Origin of the sequence: Propionispira raffinosivorans DSM 20765 (genome assembly GCF_000381065.1) — a bacterium.
Taxonomy (GTDB): domain Bacteria; phylum Bacillota; class Negativicutes; order Selenomonadales; family Selenomonadaceae; genus Propionispira; species Propionispira raffinosivorans.
Genome location: NZ_KB905884.1, coordinates 6,140 through 19,024, shown reverse-complemented (window position 1 = coordinate 19,024; position 12,885 = coordinate 6,140). Strand labels below are relative to the sequence as shown.

Genomic DNA, 12,885 nt, shown 5'->3' with positions numbered 1-12,885 from the left:
GTAACCACGCAGGCAGAAATCCATGCAGGACAAGGCGGCTTTAACATCGAAGTAGGAAAAAATACCGACCTGAAAGGTGCGGTCATTTCCAGTGATGCAACGCCAGATAAGAATAAGATTAGCACGGATACGCTGAGCTATTCGGATATTAAAAATAAAGCGGATTATAGTGCAAGCAGTAAAGGAAAAAACTATAGTAATGGTGGAGATACAAAGTACAATGAACAAGGCTTAACTCCGAATATTGGTACTCCAGCAAAAGGTGATGCTAGTAGTACAACAAAATCCGCAGTAGCTAGTGGCACTATTGACGTCAGAAGTAATCCAAATCAAGATTTAAGTGGATTAAGTAGAACTACAGAAAAATCATTAAATGCATTGGGAAAAATCTTTGATAAAAAGAAAATAGAAGAGCAACAAGAACTGGCTAATTTATTTGGACAAATTGCTTTTGAAGAAGTCCACAAAATTAGTAAAGCTCATGGTTGGGATGAAGAAAGTCCACAAAAAAAAGCACTCCATGCATTTGTCGGTGGAATCATGTCTCAAATAACAGGCAGTGGTTTCAAATCTGGAGCAGTAGGCGCAGGGGTAAATGAAGCAGTACAGAAAGAATTAGAAAAACGGTTTAAAAATCAACCGGATATGAGGCAATGGGCAAGTGCACTTATAGGTGCAGCAGCAGCCAAAGCAGTAGGCGGAGATGCCCAAACTGGTGCAAGTACTGCTGCAAGTGGGACAAAAAACAATGAATTAAATGGGATTATAGAGAAAGCGCAGCTTTCAGAGGCACAAATTCAAATGTATGAAAAAATGCAAGCTGAATTGGAAGAAAGTAAAACAGGAGCAACCGATTTTATGCGTGAGCATGACATGCTGGCTAACTGGTTGTATGTGGACGCAAAAGTGGAGGCAACTGCGGGTGCAATTGGAAGTGATTATGCTATGAATACACCAATTGCTTCCATGCTTTTAAGTCAAGCAATATATGGAAATGGAAATTCTGTGCATTTTGATGTGGGAGACAATGTTTCAGAAGATCTGATGAATTCCGCTATTCTTAGAAATGGCATAAAAAAAGCTGCTGCAACATTGAGCCCGGGTGAAACTAAATATGTATATGCATCAATTGACTATAATCAGCATGATGAAGAAGGGAATCCCTCAAGTCTTGATCAAAAACTAGCATATGGTAATGTGAAGGTTGCAATACAGATAACACGTGATGAAGATAATAATATTAAATTTTATGGACAGGTAGGAGATGCGTATAATTTTGAATATCATAATTATATAGACAGAATAGAGGGGACTTCGGATTTAAGTGCTAAAGAAGAACTGAAAGCAGGGCTCATAACTTTAATAAACAATGGCGCTACAGGATATCAGAATGTAGGAATTATACAACCTTTTACATGGACAGCAGATATACAGGGAACAATAGTGGAGGACTGAATAAGTGAAAAATAAATCAAAACTGAAAAAATGGTGCATAAGTATACTTACCTTGTTTATTTGTTACCATATAATATCTTTTGTTGTAACATTTTGTCTTGGAATCCCGCATGCTGCTTTTTGGTTGGATAATGTAAAGTATACTTTTGGTAAAGATATTAGAACATATATAGCTGCGATCAACGATGTATATCCCCGATGGATATTATGCGACACTAGACCGGAAGACCAGTTGGAATTAAAAGAAAAATATTTGACAGGTGGCATGGACACTATTTTAGATCATAATGTTTATGCATATGAAGGAGATGATGGATATTTTTTCACATATAAGGATGATGTATTTTATTCGTATGGTAGTACAGGATTTTTCGTGATTTATGCAGAGCCATTTCAAATTAAATTGATAAGGAATGAAAACTTGTCAGGGGAGAAAAGAAAAATTGTTGATCGGGGTTTGAGCAGGTATACTGAAAATGAATTTAAACTACTGACGTCAACGGATCAACTTACAATGAAAGAAAAAGAAGAATATGAACGGCTTCAAATAAAAGCGAAGGAACGAATTGAAGCGTTAAAAAACGCAAATGAATATCCATAAAAAAGACTAAAGTTATTGAAGAATAAGTTGAAATATCCAAGAGACAACGTGTAGTATTCGTGGTATATATCAACAGCAGATGGTGATTGCCAAGTATATAGTTTAGGCTATGTGGGTGGTTATTATGCAAAGAAAGGTTATTCGGTTGAATTAGGCCATTATGTCACGGCACCGGATGGCTCAGTTTGGAATACATCAGCGCCATTGACTGAAATAAGGATGCCGACACAAGAAGAAAATGTAAAAGAAACTGTATCAAAAATAGCGCCTTATATTCCATTAGTAAGTACGGTCAATAATCTAAAAATAGCTGCAACAGAAACAGATTTAGGTGGCTATATAAAAACCCCGGGAGAAGTAAAAGAAGCAAAAGAAAATGTGGCAATGGATGTTGGATCGGTTGTAGTGGGGGCGGCAGCAGGTAAAGCGATAGAAGATGCGGCTACGGTTGCTAAGGGGGCGAGTAAAGCTGTTGAAAGTATGGGATGGTCTTGGCTTTGCATCAAAAGCTGCACAACAGATGGATAATCCTGATAGATTTGTTCCGGTTCAAACTCTCCGTGACGCTATTGAATCGACAAAAGCATGTCTTGATCCGCGTGGTTCTCTGGCGGAGATGCATTATACAACAATGACAAAGAACGGACAAACATACAATCTGGAAGTACTTTATGATAAAGCAACTAATACCGTATATCATTTTGAGTATACAAGAAAGGCAATAGGAGATTTACCTGCTATTCCTAAGTAATACCGAAAGGGGAACTTTTTATGACAGCGAAGGAAAAGATATACTACTTATTAGTTCAGTATCAAAAGGGCGAGTATGATACTAATACTTTTTGTGATCAGTTCACGGTTATCTATGATATTGAGGTAGATTACGATACTTTAAGCAAAGTTGAAAATCAATTGTTTTATGACTTGTCTACAATTACAGCGAGGTTTTCACCATATGAGGAAGATTTAAAAGTACCAAATGTTTACTATAGTGAGCAGGAAGTGAAATCTAAAGTAGATGAAGTAATGAAGAAGCTGTTACAAGATACTGTTGAGTGGACGTGATTAGTGACAATTGGGGACGCTTTTCGTATTAAGATTATAGGATGAAATAAAAAAGAGAGATCAACGGACGTGAAAATCCTTTGACCTCTCGTTTCATCTCAATTGATAAATATTGAGTAACTTATGCAGAGCCATTTCAGATTAAATTGATAAGAAATGAGAACTTGTCAGGCGAAAGAAGAAAAGTCGTTGATCAGGCTTTGAATCAGTATGACGAAAATGAACTTAAACTGCTGACGTCAACGGATCAACTTACAATGAAAGAAAAAGACGTATATGAACGACTCCAAACAAAAGCGAAGGCAAGAATTGAAGCGTTAAAAAACGCAAATGAATATCCATAAAAGGACTAAAATTATTGAAGAATAAGATGAAATATCCAATAAACAACGTGTAATATTCATTTGCTTTAGCTAAAAAGTACTTAAAATGGCTAGCAGAAATGTTAGCCATTTTTGTTAGCTAAGAAAAGGAAATATCCTAGGCTCCAAAGCCAGCGGCGATCGTGTCGAAGTAAATGCTGGCAACGATTTAAACCTCGCCAGCCAACAAGATATAGACAATTATAATGAAAAAAGCAGTAGCAGTGGCGGCAAAATAGGAACCGCAGGAATTGGTCTGCAAGGCAATGCCAGCAAAGGGAAAATCGATTCGAACTATGAATCCGTAACCACGCAGGCAGAAATCCATGCAGGACAAGGCGGCTTTAACATCGAAGTAGGGAAAAATACCGACTTAAAAGGTGCGGTCATTTCCAGTGATGCAACGCCAGACAAGAATAAACTCAGCACAGATACACTGAGCTATTCGGATATTAAGAATAAAGCGGACTATAGTGCAAGTAGTACAGGGGTAAGTTACAGCAATGGTGGAGATACAAAGAAAAAAGATCAAGGCTTAACGCCAAATATTGGTGTAACGGTTTCGGGAGATGCAAATAGCACAACTCACTCTGCTATTTCACCAGGAACAATTATTGTTGGTGGAGTAAAAGTTAATCCTGACAACCTTAGTCGTGATACAACTAATTCACTAAATATATTAGGTAAGATATTTGATAAGAAGACTGTTCAAGAACAGCAGGAATTAACAAAAGTATTTGGCGAAGAAGCCTTTAAAGCCATTGGTGATTTAGCAGATGCACAATTGAAAAAAGCGGTTGCGAATGCTGCTAATAATAAAGATAAAGATCCTGTAGTATATCAGGAAGCTCTACACCAGATTTCTTTATGGAAAGCAGGTGGGGAAAACAAAATATTACTTGATTCAGTAGTAGGCGGTATGATGTCTAGCCTTGGAGGCGGTAGTTTTGGTTCTGGTGCAGTGAGTTCTGGATTAAATCAAGCATTTCAAGGAGAATTGTCCAAAATTACAGATCCAGCAGCACACCAATGGGCAAGTTTTATAATTGGATCAGCAGCATCTAAATTACTCGGTGGAGATGCTTTGACTGGCGGTAGTATAACAAGTAGTGAAACGAAGAATAATGACCTTGATCATGATCAACAGATTCAGTTTGCTGCTGACTTAACTTTGGCAATTTTTGGTGATGAAAAAACAAATGAAGAAGTAAAAGCAAATATTAAAGACGTGATTCAAAATTGGATAAATATAAATAGTCAAACAGATCCTGATCTAAAAGCTACCGATGAACCGACTATGTTGTTGATAGAAAGCGCTGCAGATACACTAGGAATTAAGTTTAGCTACAATGAAAACGATAGCCTCACTAATAATTTAAATACCATCCAAAACAAGATAGATCTAGAAGATGTAATGCAGGAATCTTTTGCAGAGTTTCTACGACCAAGGGTTGAATATGAATTAAGCCAAAAAGGTATATATCTATCCAATACTAATTATGCAGAAGAATATAAAAAAGAGTTTTACACAGAAAGGGAAAACCAAAAAATTGGATTAATGGGATCTGCTGCGGAAGTGGGTTCAATTACTGGGGTAAATAAAATAGCACAGGGGTTAGGTAAAACTATTGGAAATGGGCGTGTTGAGTCTTTACCACAAAATGTACAGGATATGTATAAAAAATATAATAATGGTGGATGGCAAGGGAATGTTGCTGGACAAACTGCTGGAACAAAAGCTGGAAAAACTTATCAAAATAATGATGGAACTTTACCGACAACTGATACAGCAGGAAATTCGATAACTTATAAGGAATTTGATGTAAATAATAAACTTCCTAATTCTAGTAGAGATGGTGAAAGATTTGTAGTTGGAAGTGATGGTTCTGTTTACTATACTAACAGTCATTATGGAGATATCCAAAGTCCTAATGGACTGCCAAGCTTTTTGAAAATAGAGTAGGAGGAGAATATTATTAATAATAAAATATACTATGTAAAAAAAAATGAAATAATTAATCTTAGAGAAAAATTGGAAAAGGAGGATTCTTTATATATTGCTGAGATAAACGGTAATGATATCCAGAATTTACATGATTATTTGAATGTGGTAAACAGAGTATTTAAATTCCCTATACCAGCTCGTGGATTGGATGGATATCTTGATTGGATGACAGATTTAGATTGGCTCAAAAAAGAAGGCTATGTATTGATTATCAACTACTTTGGTAGTTTTTTGAAAAATGATCCTAATCTAAAAAGTAAGATATTATCAACTTTTATTGATAATATCTTGCCATTTTGGCAGGATGAAGTAACGAGAGTTGTTGTAGAAGGAAAAACTAAGTCTTTTACAGTTTATTTAATTGATTAGGTGTCTTGTTGTAACTAAAAACGAGGTCAGTGGACGTAAAAAATCCGATAGACCTCGTTTTCATCTCAGGTGCTCTATGCTGCCAAGTGAACTAAGATCATTTCTCAAGATGGAATAGAGTGGGGGCTACAAACAATGCGTGGTAAAATAATACAAATAAATTCCGATGGCTATGAAAGATGTATCAACATAGAATGCTACGACTCCTTGGGGTGATTTGGTGCTACTTTATAGATAAGGAATATCTATAGGAACGGTTATAGATGCAGATGGAGGAGATCTTCCCAGTGAAAAAATGAAAGCTGCAATAGCGGGGGTGAGTTTCACTGTTGGTTCTCAAGGACTACTAATTCAGGGAAGTGGTTCGGTATCACTACCCAATCCATCGAATACAGTTACAGCTGAAGTTGGAGTAGCATCAAATATTGGTGCAGGTGCAATGGTTACAGGTACAAAATTCATATTTAATATTGATGAAGATGAAGATGAATGAGGGGGAGATGATGATGTGGTATAAAATTTTAATTGTGTTTTTTTTAATAACTATCATCGGATACTTGGCATGGAATAATGAAGATGGGAGAAACCGTGAAGTTAGAATTATCCAAGAATATCAGACTATCCAGCAACCTCAAGGAGCTGAAGTGATATTCTATAAAGTGGAAAGAAAGTTTGTTAATAGATGGATTTTTAGCTGTTATAAATACCCGATGTCGGTTGATGAAGTCCAAAGGTATTATGAATAATTACTTAAAAATGGAGGGTGGACGAAAAAAAAACGTCACATACCAAAGGGGAAAATAGCATATGTTTATGAAAAAGAAAATCTGGAATTTGGTTTACAGCTCAATGAAAATGGTACATGGACGGTTTCTATGGGGTATAATGATGTGACTTATTAAGAGTGAGATGACCCATATACAATGTTTAGTATTAAATTTACGGCGTATAGTTATTTTTCAATTATATTTAACTATGATAGAGGTAGTTTTGGATGCTGTATTTCTAATGGAGGAGATGGAATTAGTCTGAAAAGTAGCCAACAGTAGTATGATAAAGCTGATATGAACATCTTTTTTTAAGAAATAGAACAGCAAATAGAATTACGAATACCAGATAAATTTTTTAAATTTTACGGATGGAAATAGATCAAGCAATATGTTTTTACCTAAAAATTTTCAATGAAGAATTCAAACAAAAGAGGTCAATGGACTAAAAAATTCATTGGCCTCTTTTCTTATCAGGTGTTGTCTCGTGATCAAAACCAAACTGGATTGGAAGACACAACTATAATGAAAAAAGCAGCAGCAGCGGTGGCAAAATAGGAACCGCAGGAATCGGTCTGCAAGGCAATGCCAGCAAAGGGAAAATCGATTCAAACTATGAATCCGTAACCACGCAGGCAGAAATCCATGCAGGACAAGGCGGCTTTAACATCGAAGTAGGAAAAATACTGACTTAAAAGGTGCGGTTATCTCTAGTGATGCAACGCCGGATAAGAACAAACTTAGCACAGATACATTGAGCTATTCGGATATTAAGAATAAAGCGGACTATAACTCTAGTAGCATTGGGGTCAATGTTAATACTTCTAAAGATGCTAAATATAATGAAAAAGGTATCACTCCGAATATCGGTGTACCTGCATCTGGAAATGCGGACAGTACTACCAAATCTGCGATTGCTCTTGGAACTATTGAAATAAGAAGTAATCATAATCAAGATATTTCTAATCTTAGTCGTAATACTGATCAAGTAGTAAATGCTTTAGGTAAAATCTTTGATAAAAAAAGTGTTCAAGAAAAACAAGAATTAGCAGGTTTATTTGGACAATTGGCATTTGAAGAAGTCCATAAGATCGGCAAAGCTAATGGGTGGGATGAAGGAAGTCCACAAAAAATAGCTCTTCACGCATTAGTTGGTGGAATCATGTCTGACCTTGGTGGAAGTGGAGTTGCTTCTGGTGCAGTGGGCGCGAGAGTAAATGAAGCTATACAGAAGGAACTTTCAAAAATTACTGATCCTGATGTTCACCAATGGGTTAGTGCTCTTGTAGGTGCTACTGCATCGAAGATAGTTGGTGGGAATGCACAAACAGGTGCATCTACTGCTGTTAGCGGAACGAAAAATAATAATCTAGCTGAAACCGTAGCTCGTTGTGCTATTCGCTTAGAAATTATTCCTGATCCTCAAACTATGAAAAATGATTATGTTTTTGTACAAGTAGGAGGGGGGATTTTTAAATTTATTTCTGGTTCTGTCGGCTCTATTATGGATAGAGATGGTAATATATATACATTTGCTCAAGGAGATCTTGGTGCTGGTTGGGCACCGCCAGTTTCGGGTTCAGCTGGGTTTGGTAATGTAGATACAAATTGGAAGGAAAGTGGTAATTCTATATTGGATGCTATTGAAGGAGATAGTTATGGAGGCGGTGGAACTTCCTTGGTTGGAGCTAGTGTATCAAGAGCTACTAACGGTGCTATAACTGTTGAAGTTAGTATTACAACTAGCGTAGGAACTACTCTTGTATGTAAAAGAACCGCTTGGTTGGCCGGTAATATTTATAATGACTAGTTTTATGAAAAACTATACCTATAAGATAAATTATAAAAAACACTTTAATAGCATTACAATTTATAAGCGAAAAAAGGTGAATTATGAAGCCAATTTTAATTTTAAGAGTAATAATAATTGGAATAATAGCGTGGATGGTTATCGGGGGAACTATCGTTGATATACTTAGTATATTTGGAGATCTTTCTGTTACTAAACAAGAGGAATTAGTATGTAAAGAATATGAACAGCTAGATTTTTCGCCATATGCAAATGTATCAACTTTCAGCATAAATAAAAGGTTTTTATCCAGATCTATTAGGTCAAGTTACAAATATGCAATAGATTTTGAAAAAATGGAGATGTATTGTATAGAAGAGCTAAAGAAAAATGATTGGACTTTATATAAAACAAGAAATGAAGCAAATAATAAGAAAACCATTATTTTTTTAAAAGAAAATGCATATTGTTTGCTAGAAATTAGTAAAGATAATATATTTTCGGTTAGTATATATTATAAGGGGCTTAATAAACGTATAAATGAAGTGTATTAACTAGCAAAGTGACGTAAAATCATATATTAGCTATCAGGGAAATGGGGCCAAAAAAATCAAAAGTTGAATTTTAACTAAAACTGAGGAACTATAAAAACTTTTTAGTAGATAATGGATATAATATTCAATCAATAAGCAAAGTGTGAATAATAGGCAGTTACACAGCTCCAAATAATACAGGTATGTCTGAAGAAAGAGTTCAAAGAATAAAAGATCATCTTTTTAATAATGAACATATTCTGACTGAAGGAATAAGTAAATTTAATCCAGATTACGATATTGCTCAAGCGTGGAATCATTTAAAGGAAGGAACCTATACTAAGAGTGACATAGATTTACTTAATCATGAGTTGTTTGAGTCTAAGTTTGAGGGCATTTTTAAGACTGATTATACAACCGCTCATGATGCTACGGTTGAGTCAGGTCGTACTTGGACTCCTGAAAAATAGAAAAAAGAAAGGTGGTATAAATGATGGCATCATTTGTGTTGTTGCTTAAAGAGCATGAGGATGATGAAGTAGTGATTTATAAATTTGGTCCTAATGAACTACAGATGGGGCGAATCAAATTAAATAAAAAGACGAATATGTTTTTTGAATTAGAGCCTGTTCCTGATTCTAACCAATCACAAAAGTTTTACTTTGATAGAGCTGCTCAGAGGTTAGCAAGGTGCGTAGTAAAAGAAGGTGGGATATTCCCTGATAAAGCAGCCTTTGAGTCATAATCAAGGCAGAGGGGGCACTTTCATCCCAATATGTATAAATTAATCGTAAAAAGCCAATGAATATCTATAAAAAGGATTAAAGCTATTGAAGAATAAGATAAAACATCCAATAGACAACGTGTAGTATTCGTTTGCTTTGGCTAAAAAGTAGTTAAAATGGCTAGCAGAAATGTTAGCCATTTTTCTTAACTAAGAAAAGAAAAGAAAATATATAGGCTCCAAAGCCAGCGGTGATCGTGTCGAAGTAAATGTCGGCAATAATTTAAACCTCGCCAGCCAACAAGATATAGACAATTATAATGAAAAAAGCAGTAGCAGCGGCGGGAAAATAGGAACCGCAGGAATTGGTCTGCAAGGCAATGCCAGCAAAGGAAAAATCGATTCGAACTATGAATCCTAGAACCTCAAAGGTGCGGTCATTTCCAGTGATGCTACGCCAGATAAGAACAAGATTAGTACGGCTACACTGAGCTATTCGGATATTAAGAATAAAGCGGACTATAGTGCAAGTAGCACTGGGGTAAGTTTTGATGGAAAGTTACATCAAAACGCTGGTATTCCAGTGTCAGGTGATGCTGATAGTACGACAAAATCAGCTATATCGAATGGGACAATCACGGTTACTGGTAATCAGAAGCAAGATTTGAGCAAGTTAAATCGTGATCCTAGTGGTGTGCTGAATGCATTAGGAAAAATCTTTGACAAGAAAACAGTCCAAGAAAAGCAAGAATTGACCAATTTATTCGCTCAAGAAGCCTATAAGGCCATTGGCGATCTTGCCCTACAAAAACAAAATGAAGCTATAAGTAAAGCAAAAGCAGCAGAAGAAGCAGCAAAAAAAGGTGACCTGAAAAAAGCGACACAGCTATATGAAGAAGCAAAAAACATTGCATCAAATTGGCAAGATGGTGGTGCAAGCAAAATTGCATTGCATGCGGTAGTTGGCGGGTTAATAGGCCAAATATCTGGCGGGAATGCAGCATCCGAGGCATTTTCTGCTGGGACGAATGAAGCAAGTTATAATTCAAAATTAATACAAAATCTATCACCAGAATTAAAAGAATTTACTAGTATAGTCATAGGTGCTGGTGTAGCTAAACTGACAGGAGGAAATAGTAAGTCAGGTGCATCAGTGGCCCTTTCTGGGACAAAAAATAATAATATACTGCATGATATCGGGTGGGATACTCTAGGAAATCTACTCGATGAAACCGAAGAAGTAATAAAAGAAAAAAGAGAAGCAAACAGCCAGGCAAATAGTGAGTACATGAAGATAAATACAGAAGGAGATACTTCCTCTGTATCGGAAGAAACATATGGAGATAACATTCCTGAAAAACAGATAGAAAATGCACAAGAAATTAAAGAAGACATAAAACGAGCTGTTTCAACGTCAGACGATACCGCTAAAAACGAAGTGTCATCTCCACACCCGACTCCAGATAGTATTTTAGGAGAAGGTGGGTACTGGAATAACGAAGGAAAACTTGTCTCAAATGATGGACAGACATTTGATTATCTACCTAATAGAGGAGACTATGAGTATAGCCGAACAGGAAGAATTGATGATTATTATCCAGATGGAACTGCTGCCATAGTTATTGATGGCAATAGCTATCCTATTTATAATGCACCATCTGCAACAGAGAGCTTTAATGCTGGAAGAGCGAAAGCACTAAATCCTTTAACTGCAGTTGAGTCTCACGATAACTGGAACAGTGCCATTAAAAATGGATATGACTACCAATCAGGGAGAATTTGGGCATTGAGTCCTGCGTCTGTTTTTTCTTCTCGACAAGATATTGATAACCATAGTGATGCGTTTGTACAAGGATTCAATGAGCAAAATCATGGAATGTATAGCCTATTACCACCGAAATATGTTGTTCCAATACTGCAAGGTGCGATGCAGGGAATTATGGATGGTTATAGTGGTCCGACAGGACCATCGCTCGCACCAGTTGGAGTTAGTTCATCCTACACTATTACATCATTACCGATAGTAGGAACCAATCCAAATCCAAAAATTTATTTTTCCCAATCAGAAAATAACAATCAGACGTCGCAACAGAATAGTAAGGGTGAGGATACTGAGGGAGCGGGCGAAGTTGCTTCTGTTGAAGATATATTAAAAGGGGCAAATGAATCAACGGTTAGAGATGCAGACGGAAATATCCGTATGAGGATTGACCCACCCGATAAGGTTACAAACTATGACCATGTTCATTTATATGATGAAAATGGGAAACCTTTGGATGTGAATTTAAATATTATTGATAGGAAAAATCCAGATGCCCATATACCAATAGCGAAATAGAAAGTAGGTAAATCTCATGGAAGCAAAACAAATTCAAGTGGAACTTGAAAATTTACATTATTGGGATGCCAGAGTATTGAGCTTAGATGCCCATTATTTTGGTGATGAGGTAACAATTGTATTTGAAGATTCAGACGGAAATATTAAGTTATCGTTTACGGGCTGTTCTAAAATAACAGTTACCACTAATCCTGAGGACAGAATAAGCCCAATAAGAAAACTTACCATTCCCCAAATACCTTATTTTATTCAAGATATTGAAGTTGAAGATATTTTGGTAAATAACCATAATTTATTAAGTTGTAAAATACTGATGCCTCCAATGAATATTGAAGTAAATTGCAATTTAATCAATATTGCCAAAGCAAAATAGCAGAAGACGTAATTTCTTGAGTAACCGATTCACTACATGATTTTGCCCAAAATCACCACAGAATTAATGAAGGTTAGCAATTGTGTATCAGAACTGCTTGAATCGCGTCATTTCGTAGGGAATATGATGAAGTTGACATGGGTATTTACTTAAAAGAACTAAAAGAACAAATAGAGTTAGGAATACCAGATAAATTTTTTAAACTTTACGGGTGGAAATAAAAACCAACTAAATAATTGAGATCTATGGAAGTAAAAAAATCGATTCTGTAATAAATGTTAGGGTAAGCAAAAGACAAATTGTTTACCTTAACATATTTTTTTAATTGTTCGAAATAAACCACCGGCTTAGCCGGCGGAATCGACGGTTTTGACTTTAGTCGAAAAAAAATCCCTGTTACAATAAATGCAGGTCTAGCCAACCGCATAAAAATAACAGGGAGGTCTTTAGCGTGCAAGATAAAGATATACAAAGTTTAGAACATACTAAGTGGAGATGTCAATA

The 12,885-nt window shown here is 36.0% G+C and carries 17 protein-coding genes and 2 pseudogenes; all 19 read left to right on the top strand.

Going from position 1 to position 12,885, the window contains the following annotated elements:
- A pseudogene (locus tag F606_RS22885) lies at window positions 1-1,455 on the top strand (hypothetical protein); the annotation flags it as partial.
- A gap of 4 nt (window positions 1,456-1,459) precedes the next feature.
- Window positions 1,460-2,056, top strand: coding sequence for a hypothetical protein (locus F606_RS0119765; protein ID WP_019555613.1), 597 nt, complete (start codon window positions 1,460-1,462; stop codon window positions 2,054-2,056).
- Between the two features lie 111 nt (window positions 2,057-2,167).
- Complete coding sequence (locus F606_RS0119760; protein ID WP_019555612.1) at window positions 2,168-2,584, top strand: hypothetical protein; 417 nt, start codon at window positions 2,168-2,170, stop codon at window positions 2,582-2,584.
- Window positions 2,577-2,807, top strand: a complete 231-nt coding sequence (locus F606_RS0119755) for a hypothetical protein (RefSeq protein ID WP_019555611.1) — start codon at window positions 2,577-2,579, stop codon at window positions 2,805-2,807. The genes F606_RS0119760 and F606_RS0119755 overlap by 8 nt, the downstream gene beginning before the upstream one ends.
- A gap of 20 nt (window positions 2,808-2,827) precedes the next feature.
- Entirely contained in the window at window positions 2,828-3,121 is a 294-nt protein-coding gene (locus F606_RS0119750) for a colicin immunity domain-containing protein (protein ID WP_019555610.1), read from the top strand.
- Between the two features lie 164 nt (window positions 3,122-3,285).
- Window positions 3,286-3,465, top strand: coding sequence for a hypothetical protein (locus tag F606_RS0119745; protein ID WP_019555609.1), 180 nt, complete (start codon window positions 3,286-3,288; stop codon window positions 3,463-3,465).
- A 133-nt stretch (window positions 3,466-3,598) separates the two neighbouring features.
- Window positions 3,599-3,823: pseudogene (locus tag F606_RS24080) on the top strand (hemagglutinin repeat-containing protein); the annotation flags it as partial.
- Between the two features lie 444 nt (window positions 3,824-4,267).
- Window positions 4,268-5,446 (top strand): ribonuclease domain-containing protein, encoded by a 1,179-nt coding sequence (locus F606_RS22495; RefSeq protein ID WP_019555608.1) that lies wholly within the window; start codon window positions 4,268-4,270, stop codon window positions 5,444-5,446.
- A 69-nt stretch (window positions 5,447-5,515) separates the two neighbouring features.
- Window positions 5,516-5,857, top strand: coding sequence for a barstar family protein (locus tag F606_RS23045; RefSeq protein ID WP_019555607.1), 342 nt, complete (start codon window positions 5,516-5,518; stop codon window positions 5,855-5,857).
- A 295-nt stretch (window positions 5,858-6,152) separates the two neighbouring features.
- Window positions 6,153-6,350: a hypothetical protein gene (locus tag F606_RS0119730; RefSeq protein ID WP_019555606.1), complete on the top strand. Its 198-nt coding sequence runs from the start codon at window positions 6,153-6,155 to the stop codon at window positions 6,348-6,350.
- A complete protein-coding gene (locus tag F606_RS0119725; protein WP_211210116.1) occupies window positions 6,331-6,603 on the top strand; it encodes a hypothetical protein in 273 nt (90 codons plus the stop codon). Before F606_RS0119730 ends, F606_RS0119725 begins: the two co-directional genes overlap by 20 nt.
- Window positions 6,604-7,038: 435 nt before the next feature.
- Window positions 7,039-7,182: a hypothetical protein gene (locus tag F606_RS23585; protein WP_211210115.1), complete on the top strand. Its 144-nt coding sequence runs from the start codon at window positions 7,039-7,041 to the stop codon at window positions 7,180-7,182.
- A 196-nt stretch (window positions 7,183-7,378) separates the two neighbouring features.
- Window positions 7,379-8,434, top strand: coding sequence for a DUF637 domain-containing protein (locus F606_RS22865; protein ID WP_019555604.1), 1,056 nt, complete (start codon window positions 7,379-7,381; stop codon window positions 8,432-8,434).
- Window positions 8,435-8,517: 83 nt separating this feature from the next.
- The gene (locus F606_RS0119710) at window positions 8,518-8,967 is read left to right on the top strand and encodes a hypothetical protein (RefSeq protein WP_019555603.1); all 450 of its coding nucleotides are present in this window, start codon (window positions 8,518-8,520) and stop codon (window positions 8,965-8,967) included.
- A gap of 182 nt (window positions 8,968-9,149) precedes the next feature.
- Window positions 9,150-9,416, top strand: coding sequence for a hypothetical protein (locus F606_RS0119705; RefSeq protein ID WP_019555602.1), 267 nt, complete (start codon window positions 9,150-9,152; stop codon window positions 9,414-9,416).
- A gap of 20 nt (window positions 9,417-9,436) precedes the next feature.
- Window positions 9,437-9,691 carry a hypothetical protein gene (locus F606_RS0119700; RefSeq protein ID WP_245542156.1) on the top strand — a complete coding sequence of 85 codons (255 nt, stop codon included), beginning with the start codon at window positions 9,437-9,439 and terminating at the stop codon, window positions 9,689-9,691.
- A gap of 211 nt (window positions 9,692-9,902) precedes the next feature.
- Window positions 9,903-10,091, top strand: a complete 189-nt coding sequence (locus tag F606_RS24075) for a hemagglutinin repeat-containing protein (RefSeq protein ID WP_083924129.1) — start codon at window positions 9,903-9,905, stop codon at window positions 10,089-10,091.
- Window positions 10,092-10,253: 162 nt separating this feature from the next.
- Entirely contained in the window at window positions 10,254-12,008 is a 1,755-nt protein-coding gene (locus tag F606_RS22855) for a hypothetical protein (protein ID WP_019555600.1), read from the top strand.
- Window positions 12,009-12,024: 16 nt separating this feature from the next.
- Window positions 12,025-12,381 carry a PIM7 family immunity protein gene (locus F606_RS0119690; protein ID WP_019555599.1) on the top strand — a complete coding sequence of 119 codons (357 nt, stop codon included), beginning with the start codon at window positions 12,025-12,027 and terminating at the stop codon, window positions 12,379-12,381.
- Window positions 12,382-12,885 lie beyond the last annotated feature (504 nt).

Excerpts from the sequence above, each read along its gene's own strand:
- F606_RS0119755 (WP_019555611.1), top strand. The coding sequence starts at position 2,577 with ATGGATAATCCTGATAGATTTGTTCCGGTTCAAACTCTCCGTGACGCT.
- F606_RS0119750 (WP_019555610.1), top strand. The coding sequence starts at position 2,828 with ATGACAGCGAAGGAAAAGATATACTACTTATTAGTTCAGTATCAAAAG.
- F606_RS0119730 (WP_019555606.1), top strand. The coding sequence starts at position 6,153 with ATGAAAGCTGCAATAGCGGGGGTGAGTTTCACTGTTGGTTCTCAAGGA.
- F606_RS0119725 (WP_211210116.1), top strand. The coding sequence starts at position 6,331 with ATGAAGATGAAGATGAATGAGGGGGAGATGATGATGTGGTATAAAATT.
- F606_RS23585 (WP_211210115.1), top strand. The coding sequence starts at position 7,039 with ATGAAGAATTCAAACAAAAGAGGTCAATGGACTAAAAAATTCATTGGC.
- F606_RS0119710 (WP_019555603.1), top strand. The coding sequence starts at position 8,518 with ATGAAGCCAATTTTAATTTTAAGAGTAATAATAATTGGAATAATAGCG.
- F606_RS0119705 (WP_019555602.1), top strand. The coding sequence starts at position 9,150 with ATGTCTGAAGAAAGAGTTCAAAGAATAAAAGATCATCTTTTTAATAAT.
- F606_RS0119700 (WP_245542156.1), top strand. The coding sequence starts at position 9,437 with ATGATGGCATCATTTGTGTTGTTGCTTAAAGAGCATGAGGATGATGAA.
- F606_RS0119690 (WP_019555599.1), top strand. The coding sequence starts at position 12,025 with ATGGAAGCAAAACAAATTCAAGTGGAACTTGAAAATTTACATTATTGG.